The sequence below is a fragment of the Labrys sp. LIt4 genome (assembly GCF_017813775.1).
In the GTDB taxonomy this organism is placed as follows: Bacteria; Pseudomonadota; Alphaproteobacteria; order Rhizobiales; family Labraceae; genus Labrys; species Labrys okinawensis_A.
On sequence record NZ_JAGIPY010000002.1, the window covers coordinates 587,176 to 609,655 of the forward strand.

General features: G+C 63.9%; 22 protein-coding genes. 7 read left to right on the forward strand and 15 right to left on the reverse strand.

All coding sequences use genetic code 11. The features are described from left to right. Positions 1-10 precede the first annotated feature (10 nt). Positions 11-901: an AraC family transcriptional regulator gene (locus tag J8I29_RS05685; RefSeq protein ID WP_209430889.1), complete on the reverse strand. Its 891-nt coding sequence runs from the start codon at positions 899-901 to the stop codon at positions 11-13. Positions 902-1,035: 134 nt separating this feature from the next. Between J8I29_RS05685 and J8I29_RS05690 the strand changes: the two genes are divergently transcribed. Next, positions 1,036-1,791 carry an SDR family oxidoreductase gene (locus J8I29_RS05690; RefSeq protein ID WP_105862750.1) on the forward strand — a complete coding sequence of 252 codons (756 nt, stop codon included), beginning with the start codon at positions 1,036-1,038 and terminating at the stop codon, positions 1,789-1,791. A gap of 5 nt (positions 1,792-1,796) precedes the next feature. Here J8I29_RS05690 and J8I29_RS05695 read toward each other — a convergent pair whose 3' ends face one another. The 9 genes from J8I29_RS05695 to J8I29_RS05735 all read right to left on the reverse strand — a co-directional run bounded on the left by J8I29_RS05695 (position 1,797) and on the right by J8I29_RS05735 (position 10,216). Continuing rightward, a complete protein-coding gene (locus J8I29_RS05695) occupies positions 1,797-2,522 on the reverse strand; it encodes an MOSC N-terminal beta barrel domain-containing protein (protein ID WP_209430890.1) in 726 nt (241 codons plus the stop codon). A 30-nt stretch (positions 2,523-2,552) separates the two neighbouring features. Further along, positions 2,553-2,957 (reverse strand): DUF930 domain-containing protein, encoded by a 405-nt coding sequence (locus J8I29_RS05700; protein ID WP_209430891.1) that lies wholly within the window; start codon positions 2,955-2,957, stop codon positions 2,553-2,555. A gap of 360 nt (positions 2,958-3,317) precedes the next feature. Next, positions 3,318-3,725 carry a DoxX family protein gene (locus J8I29_RS05705; protein WP_105862753.1) on the reverse strand — a complete coding sequence of 136 codons (408 nt, stop codon included), beginning with the start codon at positions 3,723-3,725 and terminating at the stop codon, positions 3,318-3,320. A gap of 185 nt (positions 3,726-3,910) precedes the next feature. Continuing rightward, positions 3,911-4,678 carry a proteasome-type protease gene (locus J8I29_RS05710; protein WP_105862754.1) on the reverse strand — a complete coding sequence of 256 codons (768 nt, stop codon included), beginning with the start codon at positions 4,676-4,678 and terminating at the stop codon, positions 3,911-3,913. Between the two features lie 260 nt (positions 4,679-4,938). After that, a complete protein-coding gene (locus J8I29_RS05715; RefSeq protein ID WP_105862755.1) occupies positions 4,939-5,751 on the reverse strand; it encodes an ABC transporter permease in 813 nt (270 codons plus the stop codon). After that, positions 5,748-6,587 carry an ABC transporter permease gene (locus J8I29_RS05720; RefSeq protein ID WP_209430892.1) on the reverse strand — a complete coding sequence of 280 codons (840 nt, stop codon included), beginning with the start codon at positions 6,585-6,587 and terminating at the stop codon, positions 5,748-5,750. The genes J8I29_RS05715 and J8I29_RS05720 overlap by 4 nt, the downstream gene beginning before the upstream one ends. Positions 6,588-6,645: 58 nt before the next feature. Then, positions 6,646-7,761: an ABC transporter substrate-binding protein gene (locus J8I29_RS05725; RefSeq protein ID WP_105862757.1), complete on the reverse strand. Its 1,116-nt coding sequence runs from the start codon at positions 7,759-7,761 to the stop codon at positions 6,646-6,648. A gap of 99 nt (positions 7,762-7,860) precedes the next feature. After that, positions 7,861-8,994: an ABC transporter ATP-binding protein gene (locus tag J8I29_RS05730; protein ID WP_105862758.1), complete on the reverse strand. Its 1,134-nt coding sequence runs from the start codon at positions 8,992-8,994 to the stop codon at positions 7,861-7,863. 313 nt (positions 8,995-9,307) lie between these two features. Then, positions 9,308-10,216 carry a LysR substrate-binding domain-containing protein gene (locus tag J8I29_RS05735; protein WP_105862759.1) on the reverse strand — a complete coding sequence of 303 codons (909 nt, stop codon included), beginning with the start codon at positions 10,214-10,216 and terminating at the stop codon, positions 9,308-9,310. Between the two features lie 140 nt (positions 10,217-10,356). Between J8I29_RS05735 and J8I29_RS05740 the strand changes: the two genes are divergently transcribed. The 4 genes from J8I29_RS05740 (at position 10,357) to J8I29_RS05755 (ending at position 14,974) form a co-directional block, all read left to right on the forward strand. Beyond that, a complete protein-coding gene (locus J8I29_RS05740) occupies positions 10,357-11,925 on the forward strand; it encodes an amidohydrolase (RefSeq protein ID WP_209430893.1) in 1,569 nt (522 codons plus the stop codon). After that, on the forward strand, positions 11,882-12,874 hold the full coding sequence (locus J8I29_RS05745) for a dimethylarginine dimethylaminohydrolase family protein (RefSeq protein ID WP_209430894.1): 993 nt from the start codon (positions 11,882-11,884) through the stop codon (positions 12,872-12,874). Before J8I29_RS05740 ends, J8I29_RS05745 begins: the two co-directional genes overlap by 44 nt. A gap of 33 nt (positions 12,875-12,907) precedes the next feature. Next, positions 12,908-14,350, forward strand: coding sequence for an FAD-binding oxidoreductase (locus tag J8I29_RS05750; RefSeq protein ID WP_209430895.1), 1,443 nt, complete (start codon positions 12,908-12,910; stop codon positions 14,348-14,350). A gap of 321 nt (positions 14,351-14,671) precedes the next feature. Next, a complete protein-coding gene (locus tag J8I29_RS05755) occupies positions 14,672-14,974 on the forward strand; it encodes a hypothetical protein (RefSeq protein ID WP_105862763.1) in 303 nt (100 codons plus the stop codon). A gap of 307 nt (positions 14,975-15,281) precedes the next feature. Here the strand turns inward: J8I29_RS05755 and J8I29_RS05760 are convergent, their stop codons facing one another. From J8I29_RS05760 to J8I29_RS05775, 4 genes are all read right to left on the reverse strand, one after another. Continuing rightward, positions 15,282-16,121, reverse strand: coding sequence for a transglutaminase family protein (locus J8I29_RS05760; RefSeq protein WP_209430896.1), 840 nt, complete (start codon positions 16,119-16,121; stop codon positions 15,282-15,284). Between the two features lie 7 nt (positions 16,122-16,128). After that, the gene (locus J8I29_RS05765; RefSeq protein ID WP_105862765.1) at positions 16,129-17,070 is read right to left on the reverse strand and encodes an alpha-E domain-containing protein; all 942 of its coding nucleotides are present in this window, start codon (positions 17,068-17,070) and stop codon (positions 16,129-16,131) included. A 59-nt stretch (positions 17,071-17,129) separates the two neighbouring features. After that, a complete protein-coding gene (locus J8I29_RS05770) occupies positions 17,130-18,545 on the reverse strand; it encodes a circularly permuted type 2 ATP-grasp protein (protein ID WP_105862766.1) in 1,416 nt (471 codons plus the stop codon). Between the two features lie 226 nt (positions 18,546-18,771). Beyond that, on the reverse strand, positions 18,772-19,686 hold the full coding sequence (locus J8I29_RS05775) for a LysR family transcriptional regulator (RefSeq protein WP_209430950.1): 915 nt from the start codon (positions 19,684-19,686) through the stop codon (positions 18,772-18,774). 116 nt (positions 19,687-19,802) lie between these two features. Between J8I29_RS05775 and J8I29_RS05780 the strand changes: the two genes are divergently transcribed. Next, complete coding sequence (locus J8I29_RS05780; protein WP_209430897.1) at positions 19,803-20,831, forward strand: NAD(P)-dependent alcohol dehydrogenase; 1,029 nt, start codon at positions 19,803-19,805, stop codon at positions 20,829-20,831. 184 nt (positions 20,832-21,015) lie between these two features. On the opposite strand, the gene J8I29_RS05785 is transcribed toward J8I29_RS05780, so the two are convergent. Then, on the reverse strand, positions 21,016-21,615 hold the full coding sequence (locus tag J8I29_RS05785; protein WP_209430898.1) for an NUDIX domain-containing protein: 600 nt from the start codon (positions 21,613-21,615) through the stop codon (positions 21,016-21,018). 100 nt (positions 21,616-21,715) lie between these two features. Here J8I29_RS05785 and J8I29_RS05790 point away from each other — a divergent pair, with 100 nt between their 5' ends. Continuing rightward, positions 21,716-22,471, forward strand: a complete 756-nt coding sequence (locus J8I29_RS05790; protein WP_209430899.1) for a DeoR/GlpR family DNA-binding transcription regulator — start codon at positions 21,716-21,718, stop codon at positions 22,469-22,471. Positions 22,472-22,480: the final 9 nt, after the last annotated feature.

The window sequence follows — 22,480 nt, forward strand, 5'->3', positions numbered from 1 at the left end:
CCTTCGATGATCAGGCGGCTGCCCGAGCCCGCCCCCTCGCTGCCTTGATGTCGCGAACCGGCGGCAGGCCGAACAATCGGCCATATTCGCGGGTGAATTGGGGAACGCTCTCATAACCGACCGCGAACGCTGCCCCGCTCGCGCTCATGCCCTCGGCCTGCATCAGGCGCCTGGCCTCGATCAGGCGCAACTGCTTTTGGAATTGCAGGGGAGAGAGGGAGGTTATCGACCGGAAATGCTGGTGGAATGAAGAGACGCTCATGCCGGCAGCCGCGGCCAAGCACCCGACCGGCAAGGGTTGCATGAATTCGGCCCTCAATACCGCTACGGCTCGCGCGATGCGCTGCGCGTGGCCATCGGGCCAACCCAGCCGCCGGATTGCCGCCCCGTGACGGCCGGCCAGCAGCCAATAATGCATCTCACGCACGAGTTGGGCCTGCAGCACCGGCACCGAGGCCGGTCGATCGAGCAAATGCATCAGCCGCAATGCCACGTCGGCGACCTCGGCATCGGTTGGCTGGACACGCACCGGGGCGTGATCGGCTCCGCCAACAGCATTCATCTGTGCAGCCAGATCGGCGATCACGGCCGCGTCCAGCTCCAGCACCAGCGACAGATAGGGCGCCGTGGCGCTGGCGCGGGTGATCTGGCTGACGGTCGGCACGTCCGCGGTGATCAGCAGGGAATCGCCAGCCGCGAAGTCGAAGGCCTGCATGCCCATGGTGACATGCTTGCTTCCCTGCAGCACCAGGCAGGCGAGGGGGCGGGAGATGGCGTGGACGAGGCCGCTGGGAGCAGTCGCCCGCACAGTGGTAAGACCCGGAATCGGCGTGGCTGCGATACCGTTCGAACCGGCGTGGGCTTGGGCATGGCGGCGGATGGCTTCAAGCAGGGCGGTCATGGTGGCAGCCTACTCGCTTCATGCTCGTTTTGCATGTCTCTCGGAGGATTAGGCAAAGAACATCGAGATTCCGGCAACACCGAAAGGCTATTTCGCCCGATATCGAGGGCCGTCACACCAACGGAGTTTGCCCGATGACCAGGATTTCACTCGTAACCGGGGCCAGTCGCGGTCTTGGCCGCAGCACGGCCCTCAATATTGCCCGCCTTGGCGGCGATGTCATCCTCACCTATCGCAGCCGGAGCGAGGATGCCGAGGCGGTCGTGGCCGAAATCGAGGCCATGGGCCGGAAGGCGGTCGCCTTTCAACTCGATACAGGCGACGTCCGGGCCTTTGCCGCCTTCGCCGAAAGGGTGCGGGCAACGCTGCATGACACATGGTCACGGGAGACGTTCGATCATCTGGTGAACAATGCCGGTCATGGCGATTACGCTCTAATCGGCCAGACGACCGAGGCGCAGTTCGATGCCCTGGTCAATGTCCATTTCAAGGGTGTCTTCTTCCTCACCCAGGCTCTGCTCCCCCTGCTGGCGGATGGCGGCCGTATCGTCAATCTATCCTCCGGCCTGACACGCGTGTCCTTTCCGGGCTATGCGGCCTATGCCGCGGCGAAGGGGGCCGTGGAGGTCCTGTCGACCTATCTGGCCAAGGAACTGGGTGAAAGGCGGATTGCCGTCAATACCGTGGCGCCGGGAGCGATCGAGACCGATTTCGGCGGTGGCGCCGTGCGCGACGATCCCAGCATCAACAAGCTCTTTGCGCAGATGACCGCCCTGGGGCGAGCCGGAGTGGCCGAGGATATCGGGCCGATGATCGCGAGCCTGTTGTCGGATGCCAATCGCTGGGTCAACGCCCAGCGGATCGAGGTCTCCGGCGGTCAGGCCATCTGAGCCGCTCAGCCGGCGAGATAGATACCGTCGTCCAAGCTGATCCGCCCAGGCTGCTCGACGGTGCCGTAAATGCCGATCCGATTGTCGAACTGGCGCGCGACCGTCTTCATGATCGCGGGAGTGCGCTGGGCCGTCTGGGGATCGAGGGTGATCATCACGCAGCGGTCGATCGGCCGGTCGGCGCGCAGGAGGACCTCCTGGTTGCCGATGGCGAGCCGCTTGCCGAGCCAATCCCGCTCCCAGATCTCGGCATCCGCAGGCTCTATCACGAGATTGATGCGGAAGCGCCGCAGATCGATCCCGCCGCCATGGGCGTGCGCCAGGCGGCCAGCCGTCGTCGTGCTCACCAGCGAGACGACGGCGCTATCGAAATGGCCCCGGCCGAGCTGCATCAGATGCACGGGCCCGCCGGCCGCCTCGCTCAATTCCCGGCATAAGGCGGGATCGTCAATGTCGTATTCGCCGCCTTTGGGCGAGACCACGGTGAGCGCTGAGGTTCTGGGATCCTCCGGCTTGAGATAGCGGGCGCGATAGAGCAGCAGATCCGGCAGATCCCGGCTTGTGAGATAGGGAAAGCGGCCGCGGTCCCGCGTTTTCACGAAGGCATATTGCCGGTCGCCGGCAAGGCCGTTCCAGCGCAGCTCCGCCGTGTCCAGGACATCGCTGCCCATGGATTTGACCGGAAAGCGCTGGACCCGGCGGATAACGCCGATCGAACCGTCCTTGCCCATGCCTGCTCGCTTGTGCGGGGGTGAAGGAAATCAGTGAATGGAGAGGCCGTGCGAGTCCCATTGGTCGCGCGGCACGGCTTCGCCGACCCTGTACTCCAGCGAGATCACCTTCATGCGGTCGGGTGTCGCCTCGCAGGTAAAGGAATACTGGTACCAGATTCCGCCGCTGCGGAAGGCACCGCCGTCGCCCTTAAGCGTGTCCCCCGACACATGAGGATCGCCCAGCGCATAGGCGATCACACTGTCGGGCTTGTAGGGGCGGGATTCGTGACGCAGCCTTTCCATCAGCTCTATGTCGCAGGCTTGCTGAAACCGATCGGCTGGGGCCAGCTTGGCGAGGCCGGCTTCGGTCCGGCTGGACTTGCTGTTCTGGCGGGCTAAGGCGGGTGTCAGGGCAAGGGCGATCAGGGCGATCGAAAGTAACGTCGATTTCATTCATCCAGTCCAGGCAGTACGGACGCGTGCCGGATCGCTGGGCGGCCGGCACGAGCCCGTTATTGGCCATGATTCCCACCATGCACCGCACGATCGGCGAAAGGCCCGGTACGCGCGGCGGCTGGAAATGAGGGACCCGAACCACAGGCGTTCAACAATCCCGCTTTTGCTCCGGGCGACCAGCCACGATGGCCGATGCGGTCATCTCCATGGCGAGTGGGACCGGCTCGGCACGCCAGGGGAGGCGATGTCGACCCCATGGGCGCCCCGAGCCGATTCAGGGAGCGCAACCTAACGCTTCATCCGCGCCTTGTCGATCCGTGGCTGACGCGCAAACCGAAAGGGGGATGCGGCTAAATTCTACCTCTTGCGCGCTGCGTCCACGCTGATCGATCCTGGTCCCGCGAAGACGAAATAGAGGAAGAGGAAGCAGTAGAGGATGGCGGCGTCGCCGCCGTTCAGGGCCGGGAAGAAGGATTTCGGCGCGTGGAACATGAAATAGGCCACCGCCATCTGTCCGGAAAGGATGAAGGCGACGGGGCGGGTAAACAGGCCGATCACGATCAGCAGGCCGCCAAAGGCCTCCAGTATGCCACCGAACCACATCAGGCCGAAGAGCGGGATCTCTCGATCGGGCGGGAGTGCCGGGAAGCCGAACAGCTTCTGGGTGCCGTGTGCCAGGAAGATCAGGCCGGCGACGATGCGCACGATGGAAAGAATGGTCGGCGCATAGGCCTGAAGGGTCGATTGCGTCGAGGATTGCGACATGCTGCTCCGTCCGTGGTCGCTGAAGGGAACGCAGCCTTAGGTTATCAGCGCGCCTCTTTCCAGTCCGCGCGGCAGGCTCCGCGATCACGAACCATCACGTTCTTGTTTAACCTCGTTCCAGACTTGACTGATTTCCAAAGTGTTACGCAGCCGGACCGTGGTGCGGCGCGCGCCTGGGCGGCTGTTCAGGGCGTGTCGAGGACGCCCGTCTTGCCGATGATATAGGGCGGCCGGGGAATGGCGATATGAGCGGCCCGCAAGGCCGCCGACCAGCGTTCGCGCAGATCGTGGAAATAGGGCTCGCCCGGCTCGATGCGGTGGCTGATCTCGGATTTGAGGGCGTCGCGCCGAACGGTGAGGATGTCGATCGGCATGCCGACCCCGAGATTGGAACGCATGGTGGAATCCATCGAGATCAGGCCGACCTTGAGGGCGTCCGGCATTTCCGTCTCGTAGTTCACGGCGCGGTCGAGGATGGGCTTGCCATATTTGTGCTCGCCGATCTGCAGATAGGGCGTATCGGCCGTCACCTCGATGAAATTGCCGGCCGAATAGATCATGAAGAGCCGCATCTTGCCGCCCTTGATCTGCCCGCCGAACAGGAAGGCCACGTCGAAGCGGCTGTTGTGCTCCTCCAGACTGCGGCCATCGGTGGCGTAGACCTGGCGGATGGCCCGGCCGATCAACTGAGCGGCCTTGAACATGCTGGGCATGCTCATCAGCGTATCGACGGCGCCGGTATCGGAATTTTCGAGGCCCTCCTGGATGTGGTCCAGCACAGCCTGGCTGACGGAGAGGTTACCCGAGGTACACACCGCCAGCACGCGCTCTCCCGGCTCCTCGAACACATGCAGCTTGCGGAATGTCGCGATGTTGTCGATGCCGGCGTTGGTGCGCGTATCCGCGATCATCACCAGGCCCTCGCGAACCGAAATCCCGACGCAATAGGTCATCGACTGAACTCCCAAGCCGCCTGCCGGCGGCGCCCCAGCACGAACCCGATCGCCGGGCCGCAGCGATCTTCCCATAGAGCAAGATTCGTTTGCCGCCTACGGGCACCGCCCCGATCGGGACAGCGGCAAATGGCGGCAGGGGAGCGGGCCGCCGTCGCTTGTCCCTATAGGGCCGCTGTTGTCATTGCGAGCGAAGCGAAGCAATCCAGTCTTGCCCCGATACACGGAACTGGATTGCTTCGCTCGCAATGACGACAGGCTTAATGCTTCGGCGCCGAGCGCAGGCTCGAATAGAGCATTCGGATGACCAGCACCAGCGTGGTCAGCACGATCAGGATGACGGAGATCGAAGCGATCGCCGGATCGATGTTGTCGCGCACGCCGCTCCACATCAGCCGCGGCAGGGTGATGGCGTTCACGCTGGTGATGAAGAGGGTGACGCCGATCTCCTCCCAGGACAGCACGAAGGACAGCATCGCCGCTGTCAGCAGGCCGAACTTGATGTTGGGCAGGATGATCCTGGTGGCGCGCTGCCAGACGCTGGCGCCCATGCCGCGGGCGGCGAGATCGATGCGGCGGTCGACCTGGCTGAGCGAGACCATGATCAGCACCACGCAGAAGGGGACGATCATCACCACATGGGCGAGCACCACGCCGAGCCAGGTATCGAAGCCGATGATGGCGCTGACCTGGGACAGGCTGGTGAGCAGAAAGTAGAGCGTCATTGCCGAGACGACCGGCGGCACGATCATCGGCAGCAGCACGAAGCCGACAAGGGCCGCGCTGAAGCGGGGGCGGAACATCCAGATGCCGACGCAGAACAAGGTCGCCAGCGTGGTGGCGAGCACGCTCGAGACAACGCCGATGCGAATGCTGAGCAGGATGGAGTTGGCCCAGTCCGGGTTGGTGAACAGGGTCCGATAGTGGGTCAGGGCATAGTTGCCGTTGGGCATCGACAGATAGCGCGCCGCGGTGAACGAGACCGGCACCACGGCCAGCAGCGGCAGCAGCAGGAAGACGGCGACGAGGGCGGCGACGGTGAGCGCGATCAGGCCGGGGCGATGCGAGGTCATTTGGACACTCCCGTATCGCCGAGGCGGGCATAGCGGAACAGCAGGCCCATCAGCGCTGCCACGATCACCACCAGCGTCACGCTGATCGCTGCCCCCAGGCCCCAATCCGGGCTCTGGAACATGCGCAGATAGATGAGCTCGGCCACCATCACGCTGCGGCCGCCGCCGAGAATGGCAGGCGTGACGAAGAAGCCGAGGGCGAACACGAAGACGATGAGCGTAGCCCCGATGATGCCGGAAAAGGTCATCGGCACGAAGACCGACCAGAAGATGCGCAGCGGGCCGGCCCCCATGCCGCGCGCCGCGAGGAAGACGCGCTCATCCAGGCTGCGCATGGCCGAGGCGAGCGGAAACACGGCGAAGGGAATGAGAAAATGCGTCATGCCGACGATGACGCCGAACTCGTTGCGCACCAGCGTCAGCGGCTGGGAAATGAAGCCAAGGCTCTGCAGCCAGCTGTTGATGAGACCCCGGTTGGACAGCAAAGCGAGCCAGCCGAAAGCACGGGTCAGCACGGAGATCCAGAAGGGGATGAGGATGCATAATTCCGCCAGGCGCTGCTGCAGCGGCGTGCCGCGCACCCAGACATAGGCGATCATATAGGCGGCGATGACGGTGAGCACCGTCACCATGGCGCAGATGCGGAAGGTGCGCAGGAAGACCGAGAGCACCAGGGGATCGCCGGCAAGCCTTTGATACTGTGTCAGTCCTGGTTCGGGCAGGGTGATGCTCCACTGGGCCACCCCCAGGAAGGGAATGAGATAGACCAGCGTCAGGAATGCCAGCAATGGCCCCGCCAGAACCAGGAATGAAAGCGAAGACAAGGGCTTGTGCATGAAGGCTCTCGCATCTCTTCACTGCCCGGGCTTAGGGGGCCCGGGCAGCGGATGAAGGTCAGGCCGAGATGATCTTGGTATAGGCGTCCAGCGCCGCGCCGTAGTTTTCGGCATACCAGTTCATGTCGAGCGCCACCTGCTTGGCCATGTTGGCCGGATCGACGGGGTTGAGGCGCTTCTGGTCGGCAGGGATGAGAGCGTCGGTCGCCGGATTGGCGGGGCCCTGTCCGAGCATGTCGAACATCACCAGCTGCTTCTTGGGATCCTGCGCGCTGGCGATGAACTTCATCGCATTGTCCCTGCCGCCGGGATTGTTCTTGATCACCGCCATGGCGCCGGGCGAGATCAGGCCCTGGTCCCAGATGAACTTGATCTGCCCGCCCGAATCCTTCTCCAGCACCGAGGCGCGAGTGGACCAGATCAGCGCCATCGAGGCATCGCCATTCAGCAGCACCTGCTGACTTTCGGCACCGCCACCCCAATAGGACACCACATTGTCCTTGAAGGCGGCGAGCTTGTCGTGGGCGCGCTTGAGATCGAGCGGATAGAGTTTTTCCGGCGCCACGCCATCGCCGAGCAGCAGGGCCTCCCACATGCCGGCACCCCATTTGTAGAGCGACCGCTTGCCCGGGAATTTCTCCACATTGAAGAAATCGGCCATGCCGGTCGGCGGCTTGTCGCCGAATTTGGAGGCGTCATAGGCAATGACATAGGAGAAGAAATAGGTCGAAGAGGCATGTTCCCAGCCAAATCCCGGCCGGAACTTCGACTTGTCGACCACCTTATAGTCGATGGGTTCGAGCATGCCCTGCTTGCCCAGGGAAATGGCGGAGAACGGGTCGGCGTCCACGATGTCCCAGGTCGGCTTGCCGCTCTTGAACTGGGCGGTGATGCCGCCTTCGGTCGGGCCAGTGCCGTCTTCCTTCACGGTGATGCCGGTTTCCTGCTGGAAGGGCTGGCCATAGGCGGCGTCATAAGCCTTGATGGCGTCGCCGCCCCAGTTGACGAGGACGAGCTGGCCGCCATCGGCGCGTGCCGGGCCGGTGCGCAGGGCGAAGGGAGCGCCGGCGAGCACCATGGCGGCGAGCTGGGCGAAGCGCCGGCGGCTGATCTGGCCGGCTTCGACCTTCGAGGCGAGGATTTCGAGACAGTCTTTCTGGAAGGCTTCGTTCATGGCCGATGTTCCCCTGTGGGTATGCGAAGGCGGATGGTGAGAGTTGTGTTATAATTATTTGTTTTTGAGATATTTTATTTGCAGGAAGAGGCCGTTGTTTCAGGCGTCTTCCGGCAACAGGAAGCCCTTGCTCTTGGGCCAGGTGAGCCAGAGGTCCGGCCCGTTTGCCAAGGCTTCCGCCGCGCGGTCGGTCGGCAGCGTCAGGCTCACCGGCGTGCCGCTCTTGGTGGTCAGGGATAGTTTGGTGGCCGAGCCGAGATAGGTGGAGGCCGTCACGGTGCCGGCCAGGCAGTTGAGGGACTCCGTCTGCGGCCTGGCCGAGACGTCCATGTGTTCGGGGCGGATGGCCAGGATGCCGGTCTTGCCGACATGGGTCTGAGACGGCACGTCGAGCAGGGCTCCGTCGCAGGAGCCGCGGGCATTGCCGGCTTCCCGCTGGACGTCGTGCAGCGGCAGGAGATTGATGTCCCCCAGAAATTCCGAGACGAAACGGTTGGTCGGCCTTTCGTAGACCTCCTGCGGCGTGCCCACCTGCAGGAGTTGGCCCTGGTTGAAGATCGCCACATGCGACGACAGCGCCATCGCCTCGCTCTGATCGTGCGTGACGAAGATGAAGGTGGTGCCGAGTTCCTCGTGCAGGCGCTTGACCTCGTCCTGCATCGAGTTGCGCATGTTTTTGTCGAGGGCGGAGAAGGGCTCGTCGAGCAGGAGCACGGGCGGCTCGAACACCAGAGCCCGCGCCAGTGCCACGCGCTGCTGCTGGCCGCCGGAAAGTTTCGAGGGCAGCTTATGGCCATGGCCGGACAGGCCGACGCGGGCCACCATCTCGCCGACGCGCCGGCGGATCTCGTCGCCGGGCACCTTGCGGATATGCAGGGGGAAGGCGATGTTCTGCTCCACCGTCATATGCGGGAACAGCGCATAGCCCTGGAACACCATGCCGAAGGCGCGCTCTTCGGCGGATAGGGTGGTGATGTCCGTGCCGTCGCGGGTGAGGCGGCCGACCGTCGGTTTCTCGAAGCCGGCGAGGATCATGAGGAAGGTGGTCTTGCCGGAGCCCGAAGGGCCGAGCAGGGTGAGGAATTCGCCGCGGGCGATGGTCAGGGACACGCCCTTGAGCGCCTCGAACTTGCCGAATGTCTTGCCGATGCCCTCGGCCCGAATCTCGGCAGCATGTTCGGTGCTCGAATGACCGGCTGCCTTGCCGGGCGCTGTCCCGCCGTTTTGCGCCATGCATGTTCCCCTAAGCGGGTTATCCCTGATCGGAGCCACGGTCTCGGTCAGGGATAACCCGCATGATTTCAAACGATTGCAAGGTTGGCGTGCTTTGCCATTGTGGGTGAAGCGGGCCAACTTTGCTTGGAGCAAAGCGCTTTGCTCCGATTCCGTGTTTCGACGCGTCCTTGCGTTTCCTGCTGCCGCCAAATCGCAAAACGCTTTGGAAAACCTTTCAAAGCCTAAGCGTGATTATCGTTCACGACAATTGAATGTTGTTGCCTCCAGGGAAAAATTTGATTCACCCCAACGGGTAGCCCGCTACAGTTCTTCAGCCATAGTTGGGTCGGTATGTCGGGCTCGTCTGCGCCAAGGCCGACTTCAGCCAGTCTGCGAAGGCGCGAGAGACGGCGTGGCCCGTCTTGGTGTGTTCCATCACCAGGAAATAGGAGCGGGGCGACTTGATGGCGAGATCGAAGGGACGGATCAGCTGGCCGGCCTTCATGGCGGTGCGGCAGGTGAGCTCGTCCCCCATGGCGATGCCTTGGCCGGCGGTGGCGGCGGCAAAGACGAGATTCATGTCGGAAAAGATCATGCCGCATTCGGCGTTGGGATTTTCGACATTGGCGAGAGCCAGCCAGCGTGTCCAATCGTCGAAATCGCCCAGATGCAGCAGCGGTGCCCTCAACACATCCGAAGGCTCGTTGAGACCACCGACCTTGTTGAGCAGAGCGGGGCTGCATAAGGGCGTGAACTGGACCTCACACAGGAGCTCCACCGCCCGATTGGGCCAGTTGCCGTCTCCGAAGGCTATGAAGAGGTCGACATCGGGATTGGAGACGTCGTCGAGCCGCCGCGGCGTCACCACGCGCAGCGACACGTCCGGATACATCTCCTGGAACTCGGCGATGTGCGTGCACAGCCAAAGCGAGGCAAATCCGGGCGTACAACTCACCTGCAGCGTGCCGGCGACACCCTTGTCGCCATATTGCAGCGAGGCGTCCCCGATGACGGTGAGGGCCTTGCGCACCTCGTTGGCGTAGTGGCGGCCGCGCGCGGTCAGCATCACGCCTTTGCCGTTGCGCTCCAGGAGATCAAAGCCGAGGTCGCGTTCGAGCAGGCGCAATTGATGGCTGACGGCGCTGCGGGTGAGGAAGAGCTCTTCGGCGGCGCGCCAGACGCTGCCGTGGCGGGCGAAGCTGTCGAGGGCCCTCAGGGCTTGGGTGGAGGGAATTCGCAAAAGAGGCTCCGGGAAATCTCTCCCCAACTTTTGGGAGCAATTGCTTACAGGTGAATGGAATTTGTTCAAACGGGCAAAACATATCACTTTTTGATAGCGATGTTCACCGCTTATCCTCGCCATGGATCAGGGAGGCGGAATTGACCAGTTCAGCTCAGCAGACGGCGCTTGCGCATGTCGACGCCATCGCCGGCGATCTCTCGCGCTGGACCCGCACGATCTTCGATTTTGGCGAGACCGCCTGGCGCGAATATGAATCGGCGCGCTGGTATGTCGAACTCCTGCGCCGGCATGGCTTTACCGTCGAGGAAGGCTCGGCCGGCATGCCGACGGCCTTCTGTGCGCACTGGACGGGCAAGCCGGGTGGACCTGTGATCGGCATGTATGCCGAATATGACGCGGTGCCCGGCAATTGCCAGGATGCGGCGACCGTCAGGCGCCCGCGGCCGGGGCTCAGCGAACATGCCGGCGGCCATACCGACCCCCATTCGGCGCTCGGCACTTCCAGCCTCGGCGGCTTGCTCGCCACCAAACAGGCGATGGAGCGCCACGGTCTTGCCGGCACGCTGCGTTTCACCGGCGAGCCGGCCGAGAAGGTGAGGGGCTCCAAGCCTCTCCATGCCGCCAAGGGCTATTATGACGGCCTCGACGGCATGCTCTCCTTCCATCCCTTCTACATGCTGCCGATGTGCAACACGGTGCGCTGGGATACCCATTGCGGCGCCGCTTTTTCGATGATCTACCGCTTCGTCTGCGACGAGCCGGAGGCCTGGAACCGCGCCGCGGGCGCACCGATCCCGCAATCGCATTCGGCGGTGCGCGCGCCCGGCGCCAACGATGCGCTGATGATGATGTACATGGCCTCCAAGGCCCTGCGCGATTCCATGCTGACCCATCAGGGCGGCTGGTCGATCAGCGAGGCGATCCTCACGGCTGGCCAGGCGACGGCGGACAATCTCCCGGCGGGCCTCGCAGAGATCCAGTACATGATGCGCATGCCCACCCTCGATATGGCCGAGCAGGCGACGGCCATGCTCGACCGCAATGCCGAGATGGCGGCCAGGATGACCGGTTGCCGTTATGAGCGCCACTGGGTGTGCAAGTCGCGCCCGGGCCTGGCCAACCATGCCATCGCCAACGTCGTCTGGGAGGCGATGTCGACGGTGGGGGCGCCGCGCTGGGGCGAGGAGGCCTGCCGGCTCGCCCGCGAGATCCAGGTCAATCTCGGCCTGGAGCCGATGGAAAAGCCCTTCCTGGCCGAATGCGAACGGCTGATCGCCCCTGAGGAAGCCGAGGCGATCCTGCGGCGGGACCTGCCGCCCTCCCAGCTCAACTCGACCTCGGACGACTACACCGACATGAGCTGGCACGCCCCGACCGCCCGCTTCTACGTGGCCCGGCCGGCCCTCAGGGCGCCGGAAGGCTATACCTATCCGGGCTGGGTGATGAATGCGCTGGGCGGCATGCCCGCCACCATCGATCCGATGGTGACCACCGCCGCCAAGACAATCGCCCTCTCGGCCCTGCGCCTGATCGAGGACGGGGAGGCTCGCGCCGCTGCCCGCCGTGAATTCGAGGAACGCACCGGCGGCGGTGTCGGCGGCTCCAACTGGATACCGCCGCTGGCTGACTATCCGCCGCCGATCGGCTTCCGCTGGCCCGAATATGTCACCACCGTTCGCGGGCGCGAATGGTGGATCCCCACCTAAGGAAAGGGAAACGACCGTGAACCGCATCGAACAGATCCATGTCGACGACGCCTTCACCCTGCGTCGCCGCAATCTCGCCGGCGGCACCAAGCCGCTCAAGCATTGGGGCTTTCGCAACGAGACCGACCGCTTGACCGACGTCCTGCTCGGCTCGCCGGCTTATCTCAGGCACATGGCCACCAGCTCGCTGTCGCGCAAACATCTGCGCGAGGCGCCCTGCAACATCCAGACCGCGCAGGCCCAGCATAAGGAACTGGCCTCGGCCTATGAGCATTTCGGCGTCAATATCCACTGGCTGGAGCCGGAAGTCGAACTGCCGATGCAGGTCTATACGCGCGATTCCAGCGTGATGACGCCCTATGGCGTCATCATCACCGCCATGGCCAATTGGTGGCGCCGCGGCGAGAACTATGCCGCCATCCGCGCCTATGAGAAGATGGATATCCCGATCTACGACATGGTGACGGCCGGCACCTTCGAGGGCGGCGATTTCAACGTGATCGAGGAAGGCTGCGTGTTGATCGGCTGCGGGGGCGCCCGCACCCAGGAGGAAGGCGCCCGCCAGGTCGCCGGCTGGTTCGAGAAGGAAGGCTGGGAGGTCCGGCTCGCCTTCATCGACGAATATTACGTCCATATCGACCTGATGGTGGTGCCGATCGCGCCGAAGCTGACGGCAGTGTGCCTGGCCTGCACCGAACCCGGCATCGTCGACTGGCTCAAGGCCAAGGGCCACGAGATCATCGACGTGCCGTTCCAGGATACGATGGCGCTTGGCTGCAACTTCATGTCCGTGGGCGATGACCGCATCATTGCGCCCACCGCGAGCAAGAGCCTGATCGAGCAGCTCAAGGCGCGTGGATTCGAGGTTGCGGCCGTCGACACCGGCGAGATATCCAAGACCGGCGGCGGCATTCACTGCATGGCGCAGGCATTGCGCCGCGCGGCCTGAGCGCTCAAGGCGAAACGACAACAGGGTGAGGCGATGATCGGGCAGGAAAACGGGCTTCCGGCTGACTTCCTGTCAGATCTCGCCTCGGCGGTGGGCGCCGCCAATATCCGCACCGGCGCCGGAATCGCCGAGCTCGATCCGGGTGAGGACCCCGACAATCTCGGCGCTTCTGCCGTGATCTCGCCAGCGACGACAGGGGAGGTAGCCGCGATCGTGCGTCTTTGCGTGCGATACGGTGTTCCCGTAGTGCCGCAGGGTGGGCGCACCGGCCTTGTCGGCGGCGGCATTTCGACGGCGGGACAGCTCGTGATATCGACCCGCCGCCTCAACCGGATCGAGCGGCTCGATGCCGATGAGCGCGTGGCGGTGGTGGAAGCCGGCTGCACGCTGCAGGCCCTGCAGGAGGCCGCGCTCGCCCACCGGCTCGAGCCCGGCATCGATCTGCCGGCCCGCGGTTCAGCCACGATCGGCGGCATGATCTCCACCAATGCCGGGGGTATCATGGCCTTCCGCAATGGCGTGATGCGCCACCGCATTCTCGGCCTGGAAGCGGTGCTGCCGGATGGCTCCATCTATTCCGACCTCACACGGGTGGTGAAGAACTCGGCGGGATATGATCTCAAGCATCTGCTGATCGGCGCCGAGGGCACGCTCGGCATCGTCACCAGGGTCGCGATCAAGCTGGATGCCGTGCCGGCGGCCCATGCCGTGGCCTTGTTCGGTTTCGACTCGGTGCCCGCCGCGCTTGCTGCCATCCGGCGCGCCCTCGACGCGCGGGTCGGCGAACTGCGCGCCGCCGAGGCGATGTGGGCCGATTATTTCCGCTATGCCGCCCGCCACTTCGGCTGGTCGGCGCCGGATTTCTCCATGGAACACCGGATCTATCTCATTCTCTCGCTGGGCGGCGCCGACGAAGCGGCGCTGCAGGAGGAATTGGCGGCGATCTACGAGGAACTGCTGGGAACCTACCCAGAGACCAGCGCCGTCCTGGCGAGTTCGCTGGCGCAGGAGCAGGCGATCTGGCGGCTGCGCGAGGAATCGGCCGTCATCTATGTCGACTATCCCAACTCACCCAGCTTCGACGTCTCGCTGCCCTTGTCGCAAATAGACGACTACGTGCGCGCCAGCATCGCCGGTCTTGCCGGCGTCTCGCCGGGGCTGGCTCCCTTCGTCTTCGGCCATCTGGGCGATGGCAACCTGCACATCATGCTCAACCGGGCGGAAGACGCGCTGACGGCAGACGACATCGCCGGTGTGGAAGCGGTGCTTTATGGCGGCATCCGCCAGCGCGGCGGTTCGTTCTCGGCCGAGCACGGCGTCGGCTCCAAGCGTATCCATGCCCTCTATGCCACGGCGGACCCGGTCAAGCTCGGCTTGATGCAGGCGATCAAGGCGATGGTCGATCCGGGAGATCTCATGAATCCCGGCAAGGTGATCGATCCCTCCCGCCTTCCCGAAACGAAGCATTCGGGCTGACGCAGCCTGCGCGGAAAGGTGCCATCGCTGGGGGGCGCCGATGGTCTCGAGGCTCTGCCGGCATCCGGCCGTTGCGGAGCCGATACAGTATAATGCCTACCTCATCCGAATAGGGCATTGCTTCTTTTGTTGAAAGAATACACTGTTCGAGACCATCACGGTCGGAAATCAACCTTGCGTGAAAAAGCCTGACCCCCCTTCTTTTGGAGGAGTTTTTTACTAGACTCGGGGTGGGCAGTATCGGCAAGATCGATCCTGCTACAGATGGTAGAACGAAACACCGGGTTCCGCAGCAAACCAACGAAATAGTTGGAGAGACATATGTTCGTGATCTGGCCTGTCATCGTTGCGATAGTGCTGGGCGCTCTGTGCGGGACTTTTGTTCCGGTACTGGCTTTCACGATCATTGCCCTGATCGCATCGATCGGCAGCGCCCTCATCATCTGGATGGCAGGCTTCGGCCTGGGAGCGGCCTTGATTGACATGGTGGCCATCGCCATCGCCCTGCAGGTGGGCTATGTGCTCGGAATTCTGATCTTGCTTGGGGTCAGCAAACTGGCCCCGAAATTGCGGCCGGCCATGGTGCGCCGCTACAAGCATGAGCACGATTCAAGTCGGCCTTGAGAGCCGTTCCCCGAGGTGTTTGCAGACTATCGAGCCGGAATTGCGCGCCGTCGTCATTGAAGAGCAGCGCCACGTTAGAGCGTTTTCCAGAAAAGTTGATAGACTTTTCGATTAAGAAAACGCGTCAAAACAAGGAATTAGAGAGCAAAGTCCGATTCGGAGAAATCGCACTTTGCTCTAGACATCCAAGTCTCGAAACGGCATTTTGGCGGGCGGGTCCCCGGCCCCTGGAAGACGCATGGCCTGCAGGCGGGGCTGGGAACGCGCCCAGCGCAGACCGCCTTGCAAAGACCTTGAAAGGGCTAGGTCAGCTCTGCGATTGACGCTGCGCCTGCGGATGCTCTCCCTTTTCGCCGATATCGATGGCGACCTCCAGGCTTTCGCCATCGCCGCCATAATGGGCGCCCCGCACCGGTGCGGCACTCAGGTAATCCAGGCCAGCGGCGACGCGGATGTGGTGGATGGTGGGACAGACCGACAGCGCCGGATCGAAGCCGACCCAGCCCAGACCCTCGACATAGGCCTCGGCCCAGGCATGGGTGGCGCTGCTTTGCTGCGCCGGCGGCTGCCAGAGCAATCCGCTGACGTAGCGGGCCGGGATGCCGAGCGAGCGGGCGCAGGCGATGAAGAGATGGCTGGCGTCCTGCGCGACGCCGCTGCCGGTCGCAAGGGCCTCGATCAGGCCGGCTGCCGGCTGCTTCGGATCCCGGCTGACCTCGACACGGTCATGGATCGCCTGCATCAGGGCATGACAGGCGGCGAGCCCGCCTCCTGCCGCCGCGGCACTCCGGCTGGCAAAGTCCTGGATCGAGGCATCGGCCTGGGTGAGGCCGGTATCGCGCAGATAGAGGGAGACGGGGAAACGCTCGACCACGCCGTGCAGCACGCCCGCATTGTCATGGGTCTCCACCTCGCCTTCCACGCGCACCCGCAAGCTTTCGATGCTGCCGATGGCCGTGAAGGCGTGGCTGATATTGCCGAAGGCGTCCTCGGACTGGCTCAGCCTGACGTCCTGGTCCACATCGATGCGCCAGCGCACCACGTGCTGGCCATCATGCGAGCGCGGGGTCAGCCGCAGGGTCTGGATCACGGATTTGGCCGGCCGCTCGTAGCGATAGACGGTTTCGTGGGCGACGCAGATGCGCATGGGTTCGTCAGATCAGATATTGCTCGGCGATCGCCGCGCTCAGATTGTTGTTGTCGGTGATGAAATCGGTGATGAAATCATGCAGACCGGATTGGAAGACCTCGTCGATGCTCAGATTCTGCAGGCGCGACTGAGTCACGCGCGCCAGCCGCTGGGCCGGGCCCTGCCGGCCATAGACCTGCGCGAGCTGATCGAGATTCCCGTTCAAGTTCTCATAGCATGAAGCAAGGGAACGCGGCATCTGTGTGTTCAAGGTCAGCAGATCGGCGACAAGCCACGGCTTGAGGCTTTCCTTGTACACCCAGTGATAGGCGGTCAGGGCCGAGACGGCGCGCAGGATGGCCGTCCACTGGAAATAGTCGAGACTGCCGCCGACGCTTTCCGAGGGCGGCAGCAGCACATGGTATTTGACGTCGAGGATGCGGGCCGTGTTGTCGGCGCGTTCCAGGAATAGGCCGAGCCGCGCAAAGGCATAGGCGTCGTTGCGCAGCATGGTGCGGTAGGCCGAACCGTCGAACATCAGGGAGACGCCCTTGACCCAGTCGAGGAAGCGGGAGACTTCCTCGCGGCTCATCCGGGCCGGATCATAGCGCTGGAGCTGGAGCCAGGCGTCATTGATGGTCGACCACATCTCCGCTGTGAGGGCGGTGCGCACGCCGCGGGCATTGGTACGCGCCATTTCGAAGCAATTGCGGATCGAGGAAGGGTTCTCGGCGGAAAAGGCCAGGAACTCGGTGACCGTGCGCTCGTTGGCCTCCTCATAGGCGGCAAAGAAGGCTGGACCGCATCCCGCCGTCTCCACGGCGCTCTCCCATTCCGTGGTCAGGCCGCCATAGGAGGCCGGCAGGGACGACAGACGGTAGGCCGCGTCGAGGATGCGGGCGAGATATTCGGCCCGTTCGACATAGCGGGCCAGCCAGAACAGGTTATCGGCGGTACGCGACAGCATGCGTCAATGTCCGGACGAGAGGAAGCAGGAGAGCGGCTGCGGAGCGTTCATGGCTGATGTCATCGGTCCAGAACCCAGGTATCCTTGGTGCCGCCCCCCTGGCTCGAATTCACCACCAGCGAACCTTGCTTCAGTGCCACGCGGGTCAGGCCGCCCGGCACGATGCGGACCTTGTCCGAACCGGTGAGGACGAAGGGCCTGAGGTCGACATGGCGAGGGGCGATGCCTTCCTCGACGTAACAGGGGCAGGTCGAGAGCGCCAAGGTCGGCTGGGCGATATAGCCGAAGGGATGCGCCTTCAGCTTGGCCCTGAAGTCGGCGATTTCGGCCTTGCTGGCATGCGGCCCGATCAGCATGCCGTAGCCGCCCGATCCCGAAACCTCCTTGACCACCAGGCTTTCGAGATTGTCGAGCACATAGGCCAGAGCTTCGGGCTCGCGGCAGCGATGGGTTGGTACGTTCTGCAGGATCGGCTCCTCGCCGAGGAAGAAGCGCACGATGTCGGGCATGTAGGAATAGACGGCCTTGTCGTCCGCGACACCGGTGCCGACGGCATTGGTCAGCGTGACATTGCCGGCACGGTAGGCAGTCATCAGGCCAGGGACGCCGAGGGCTGAATCCGGGCGGAAGGCGAGGGGATCGAGGAAATCGTCATCGATGCGCCGATAGATCACGTCGACGCGGCGAGGCCCTTCGGTGGTGCGCATATAGACGATCTCGTCCCGCACGAAGAGATCGCGGCCCTCCACGATCTCGATGCCGAGGCGATCCGCCAGGAAGGAGTGTTCGTAATAGGCCGAATTGTACATGCCCGGCGTCAACAGCACCACGACCGGATCGCGCGAGGCCGAGCGCGGGGCGATCGAGCGCAGGGTGGCGAGCAGTTCGTCCGTATAGTTCTCGACCGGTGCGATGCGGTGGCGCGCCACCACCTCCGGGAAGAGGCGCATGGTGACTTCGCGGTTCTCCAGCATGTAGGAGACGCCGGAAGGCGTGCGGGCATTGTCCTCGAGCACGTAGAAGGTATCGGCGTCGACCCGGACGATGTCGATGCCGGCTATATGGACATAGACGTCATGGGGCACGCTCTGGCCCGCCATTTCGGGGCGGAAGGCCGGATTGTTGAAGATCAGATCTTCCGGCACCACGCCGGCGCGCACCACTTCGCGTTTGCCATAGACATCCTTGATATACATGTTCAGCGCCCGCACGCGCTGTTCGAGGCCGCTTTTGAGCGTGTTCCATTCCTGGGCCGCCAGGATGCGCGGGATGATGTCGAAGGGGATCAGGCGCTCGGCGCCATCCTTGTCGCCGTAGACGGCGAAGGTGATGCCGATGCGCCGGAACAGCAACTCGGCCTCGTTTCGTCGGTGGGTCAACAATTCCTTGGGGGCCGTGGAGAGCCATTGCGCGAGATCGGCGTAGGCGGAACGAATGGTGCCGTCGCTCAGGGTCATCTCGTCGAACGCCGCCATACATTCCCTCCAGATGTGCAATCTGGCGTTACATTGAGCGAGATCGGGCAAAGCAGCAAGCGGTCTGCGCATAAGGATTGGTGAGATCATGAGCAGAATTGCGGATTTGCCTGCCGGGGAGGCAACTTGCCTTCCCCACGGGCATGGTTTGCCTGAAATGGCGGCTTGCGCTCTGACGTCGGCACTTCGTCGATGGGAGCGAAGCGATAGAGGAGCAAGCCCGTCTTCAGAGGCCGACTTCGTTGCTCATCAAGCGGGAAAGGTTGGTGGCGAGCAGGTCGATGGCGGCGCGTACGCGCAGCGGCTGCACGGGAGCGCGCGGCCAAAGGGCATGCACGTCGAAGACCAGGCCCGGATGTTCGGTCAGCACCCGGATCAACTCGCCTCTGCGCACGCGCTCGGCCACCAGCCAGCAGGGCATCCAGGCAAGGCCTGCTCCGGCCACCGCCGCATCGGCGACGGCATCGAGGGAATCGAAGATGAAGCGGCTCGGGGGCATGATCTCGATGGCCGGCCCGCTTTGTACCGGAAACAGCCATGACCGGGGGTGGCCGGAGCGGCCATAGAGAATGGCCTGATGGTCGGCGAGGGCGGCCAGGGTGAGCGGCGCGCCATGCTCGCGCAGATAGGCAGGAGCGGCGCACACCGTCATGCGCTGGAGGGCAACACGGCGCGTGATAAGGTTCATGTCGGATTCGAGGGTGCCGTTGCGAATGGCGAGGTCGTAGCCTTCTTCGATCAGGTCGACGCGCCTGTCGTTGAAGTTGAGCTCGAGTTCGAGAGCCGGATGCTGGGCCGCAAGCCTGAGTAGAAGCGGCGCGACACAGACGCGCCCGAACAGGGCGGGCATGGTGACGCGCAGCCGGCCGCTGACATCGCGCCGGCCGCTGTCGAGCAGAGCCTCGCCCTCGCGGATCTCGGCCAGCGCCCGCAGGCAGCGCTCATAGAAGACCTGGCCGTCCTCGGTCAGCGCCTGGCTGCGCGTGGTGCGATGGAACAGCCGGGCGCCCAGGCGCTCTTCAAGCCGGGCGATCGACTTGCCGACCGCCGAGCGCGACAAGTTGAGCCGCTGGGCGGCGGCGGCAAAGCCGCCAGCCTCCACCGCTTCGACGAAAACCGAGACACCGTTAAGACGATCCACCATTGGAAGGATGATATTGTAGAGGATTGAGAACCAAAGATCGGAACTTATATCGCCACTGGTGCCAGAAATTCAACATTACAGTGCCGCTCCCACTGATCCGAATGGAGACGACAATGACGGAGCGGATGAAACGATGGTCCATGAACGCAATCGGGCGCGATCGGCTCGTGCTCGACTATGCGCCGAAGCCCCAGCCGCAAGCAGGCGAGATCCTGGTCAAGGTGACCGCCGTTTCCCTGAACTACCGCGACAAGCTGGTGATCGAGACCGGCTTCGGCCAGCCCCTGACCTTCCCCTTCACCCCGGCATCGGACATGGCGGGTGTCGTCGAGGCGCTCGGAGAAGGCAGCACGCGCTTCAAGCCGGGTGACCGCGTGATCTCCACCTTCGTTCCCGGCTGGATCGACGGACTGAACCACGGTACGGCCCGCGTGCCGCCCTACCGCACTCTGGGCGGCATGCGGCCCGGTGTCCTTGCCGACCATGTCGCTTTTCCCGAAGACTGGTTCACCCTCGCGCCGGCCACGCTCGACGATGCCGCCGCGAGCACTCTGCCGGTGGCGGGGCTGACGGCCTGGTTCGCCCTGGTGGAGCGCGGCACGCCGCTGGCCGGCAAGACCGTGCTGGTGCAGGGCACGGGCGGCGTCTCGCTGTTCGGGCTGCAGATCGCCAAGGCGGCCGGGGCCAGAGTGATCGTCACGTCCGGCAGCGCTGACAAGCTGGCGCGAGCGCGGGAACTCGGCGCTGATCACGGCATCGATCGCAGCCGGGAGGATTGGGTGGAGGCCACCCATCGCCTGACCGGCGACCGTGGCGCCGATCATATCCTCGAAATCGCCGGAGGCGCCAATCTGGGGAAGTCGGTCCAGGCTGCGGCGATGGGCGGGCGTATTTCCGTGATCGGCGTGCTGGAAGGTGTCGAGGTTTCCACGCCGGTGGTCCCCCTGATGCTCAAGGGCTTGACGGTCCAGGGTATCGGCGTCGGCCACCGCCGGGCACAGGAGGATCTCGTGCGGGCCGTCGATGCGCTCGGCCTTCGGCCCGTCATCGACAAGCGCTACGGCTTCGACGAACTGCCGGCCGCGCTCGACCATCTCGATCGCGGCGCCTTCGGCAAGATCGTGATCGAGACGGCGCGGTAGTGGAGGGGGCCTTCGCGTGGCTCTATAGCTGCTTTTCATGTTGGAAAGCAGGCTATTGGGAATGTCAGCCTCCGGCTGACATTCTGCCCGCCCGACGACGCTTCGTTTTCCAGAATGTCAGCCGGAGGCTGACACTCCAAATCCGCCCAAATGAAAATCGCAATAGTAGTATTCGGGCGTGGCATCATGCCGTTCCTCCCGCTTTGCCGAAGAGATGCAAGGCGGCATGGTAGAGCAGCATGATGGTCTTGCCGTCGCGGATCTCGCCGCGCGCGATCATTGCCAGCGCCTCGTCGATGTCGAGTTCGAGCAGATCGATGTCCTCGCCTTCCTCTACGTGGCCTCCGCCTGGGCCGACCCGGTCGCCGGGGCTGTAAGCCGCGACGAAGAAATAGAGCTTCTCGGTCACCGAGCCCGGGCTCATATAGGCTTCCATCACGCGCCGCACCTCGCGGATCCTAAAGCCGGTTTCCTCTTCGGTCTCGGCGCGGATGCGCTCTTCCGGGCTTGCCTTGTCGAGCAGGCCGGCCGGGGTTTCGATCAGCAGATCGTCGCAGCCATTGACGAAGGCCGGATAGCGGAACTGGCGCGTCAGGATCACGGTGCGCCGGCTGGGATCGTAAAGCAGGATTGTGGCACCGTTGCCGCGGTCATAGGTCTCCCGGCTCTGCCTTTGCCAGCTTCCGTCGCCGCGGCGATAGAGAAACGTCGTCTTCTTCAGCACATACCAGTCATCGGAGAGGAGTTGGACCTCCTCCACACGAACCCGATCCGCCACGCTCATGGAAACCTCTCTGCACGAAATTTCGCGAATTATCTTGAAGGGCGCCTAAAATTCGTGCAAACTCGTGTATAGTCAAGAAAATTCGTGAGGCGACAGCAGCATGCTCACCAGCGAGCGCAAGGCCTATATTCTCAAGGTTCTCGGCCGGGATGGGCGCGTCGTCGCCAAGGCCATCAGCCGTGAGCTTGACCTGTCGGAGGACACCATCCGCCGGGACCTGCGCGAATTGGCGGGCGAGGGGCTGCTGCAGCGCGTGCATGGCGGCGCCCTGCCGCATTCGCCGGCGATGGGCGATCTCGTCCAGCGCCGCGAGGTTTCGGCTTCCGGCAAGGTCGCCATCGGCCGGGCGGCTGCTCGCCTGGTGAGTCCGGGACAGGTGGTGATGCTCGACGGCGGCACCACGGCGGTGCAACTCGCGCGTCATCTCGCTCCCGGTCTCAAGGCCATGGTGGTGACCCATAGTCCGAATGTTGCGGTCGAGCTCGCCGGCCATGCCGGCATCGAGGTGGAACTGATCGGCGGCCGGCTGTTCCGCCATTCCATGGTTGCGGTGGGGGCAACCGCCGCCGAAGCGATCGCGCGTATCCGGGCCGACGTTTATTTCATGGGCGTGACGGGCATTCATGCCGAGATCGGCTTGACCACGGGCGACAGCGAGGAAGCGGCCATCAAGCGGGCGCTACGCCGTCAGGCTGCGGAAACCGTGGTGCTGGCCTCACGGGAGAAACTCGGCGCTGCCTCGCCTTTTCATGTCGCGGACGCCGGAGAGGTCGACACGATGCTGGTGGAGGCCGATACCCCCGATCAGGCTGTCGATCCTTTCCGCGCTCTGGGTGTCACCGTCATCCGGGCATGATGCCCCCAG

Bases quoted from the DNA above. Each gene is read 5' to 3' on its own strand.
- J8I29_RS05685 (WP_209430889.1), bottom strand. From the start codon at position 901: ATGACCGCCCTGCTTGAAGCCATCCGCCGCCATGCCCAAGCCCACGCC.
- J8I29_RS05690 (WP_105862750.1), top strand. From the start codon at position 1,036: ATGACCAGGATTTCACTCGTAACCGGGGCCAGTCGCGGTCTTGGCCGC.
- J8I29_RS05695 (WP_209430890.1), bottom strand. From the start codon at position 2,522: ATGGGCAAGGACGGTTCGATCGGCGTTATCCGCCGGGTCCAGCGCTTT.
- J8I29_RS05700 (WP_209430891.1), bottom strand. From the start codon at position 2,957: ATGAAATCGACGTTACTTTCGATCGCCCTGATCGCCCTTGCCCTGACA.
- J8I29_RS05705 (WP_105862753.1), bottom strand. From the start codon at position 3,725: ATGTCGCAATCCTCGACGCAATCGACCCTTCAGGCCTATGCGCCGACC.
- J8I29_RS05710 (WP_105862754.1), bottom strand. From the start codon at position 4,678: ATGACCTATTGCGTCGGGATTTCGGTTCGCGAGGGCCTGGTGATGATC.
- J8I29_RS05715 (WP_105862755.1), bottom strand. From the start codon at position 5,751: ATGACCTCGCATCGCCCCGGCCTGATCGCGCTCACCGTCGCCGCCCTC.
- J8I29_RS05720 (WP_209430892.1), bottom strand. From the start codon at position 6,587: ATGCACAAGCCCTTGTCTTCGCTTTCATTCCTGGTTCTGGCGGGGCCA.
- J8I29_RS05725 (WP_105862757.1), bottom strand. From the start codon at position 7,761: ATGAACGAAGCCTTCCAGAAAGACTGTCTCGAAATCCTCGCCTCGAAG.
- J8I29_RS05730 (WP_105862758.1), bottom strand. From the start codon at position 8,994: ATGGCGCAAAACGGCGGGACAGCGCCCGGCAAGGCAGCCGGTCATTCG.
- J8I29_RS05745 (WP_209430894.1), top strand. From the start codon at position 11,882: ATGTCACCACCGTTCGCGGGCGCGAATGGTGGATCCCCACCTAAGGAA.
- J8I29_RS05750 (WP_209430895.1), top strand. From the start codon at position 12,908: ATGATCGGGCAGGAAAACGGGCTTCCGGCTGACTTCCTGTCAGATCTC.
- J8I29_RS05755 (WP_105862763.1), top strand. From the start codon at position 14,672: ATGTTCGTGATCTGGCCTGTCATCGTTGCGATAGTGCTGGGCGCTCTG.
- J8I29_RS05760 (WP_209430896.1), bottom strand. From the start codon at position 16,121: ATGCGCATCTGCGTCGCCCACGAAACCGTCTATCGCTACGAGCGGCCG.
- J8I29_RS05765 (WP_105862765.1), bottom strand. From the start codon at position 17,070: ATGCTGTCGCGTACCGCCGATAACCTGTTCTGGCTGGCCCGCTATGTC.
- J8I29_RS05770 (WP_105862766.1), bottom strand. From the start codon at position 18,545: ATGGCGGCGTTCGACGAGATGACCCTGAGCGACGGCACCATTCGTTCC.
- J8I29_RS05780 (WP_209430897.1), top strand. From the start codon at position 19,803: ATGACGGAGCGGATGAAACGATGGTCCATGAACGCAATCGGGCGCGAT.
- J8I29_RS05785 (WP_209430898.1), bottom strand. From the start codon at position 21,615: ATGAGCGTGGCGGATCGGGTTCGTGTGGAGGAGGTCCAACTCCTCTCC.
- J8I29_RS05790 (WP_209430899.1), top strand. From the start codon at position 21,716: ATGCTCACCAGCGAGCGCAAGGCCTATATTCTCAAGGTTCTCGGCCGG.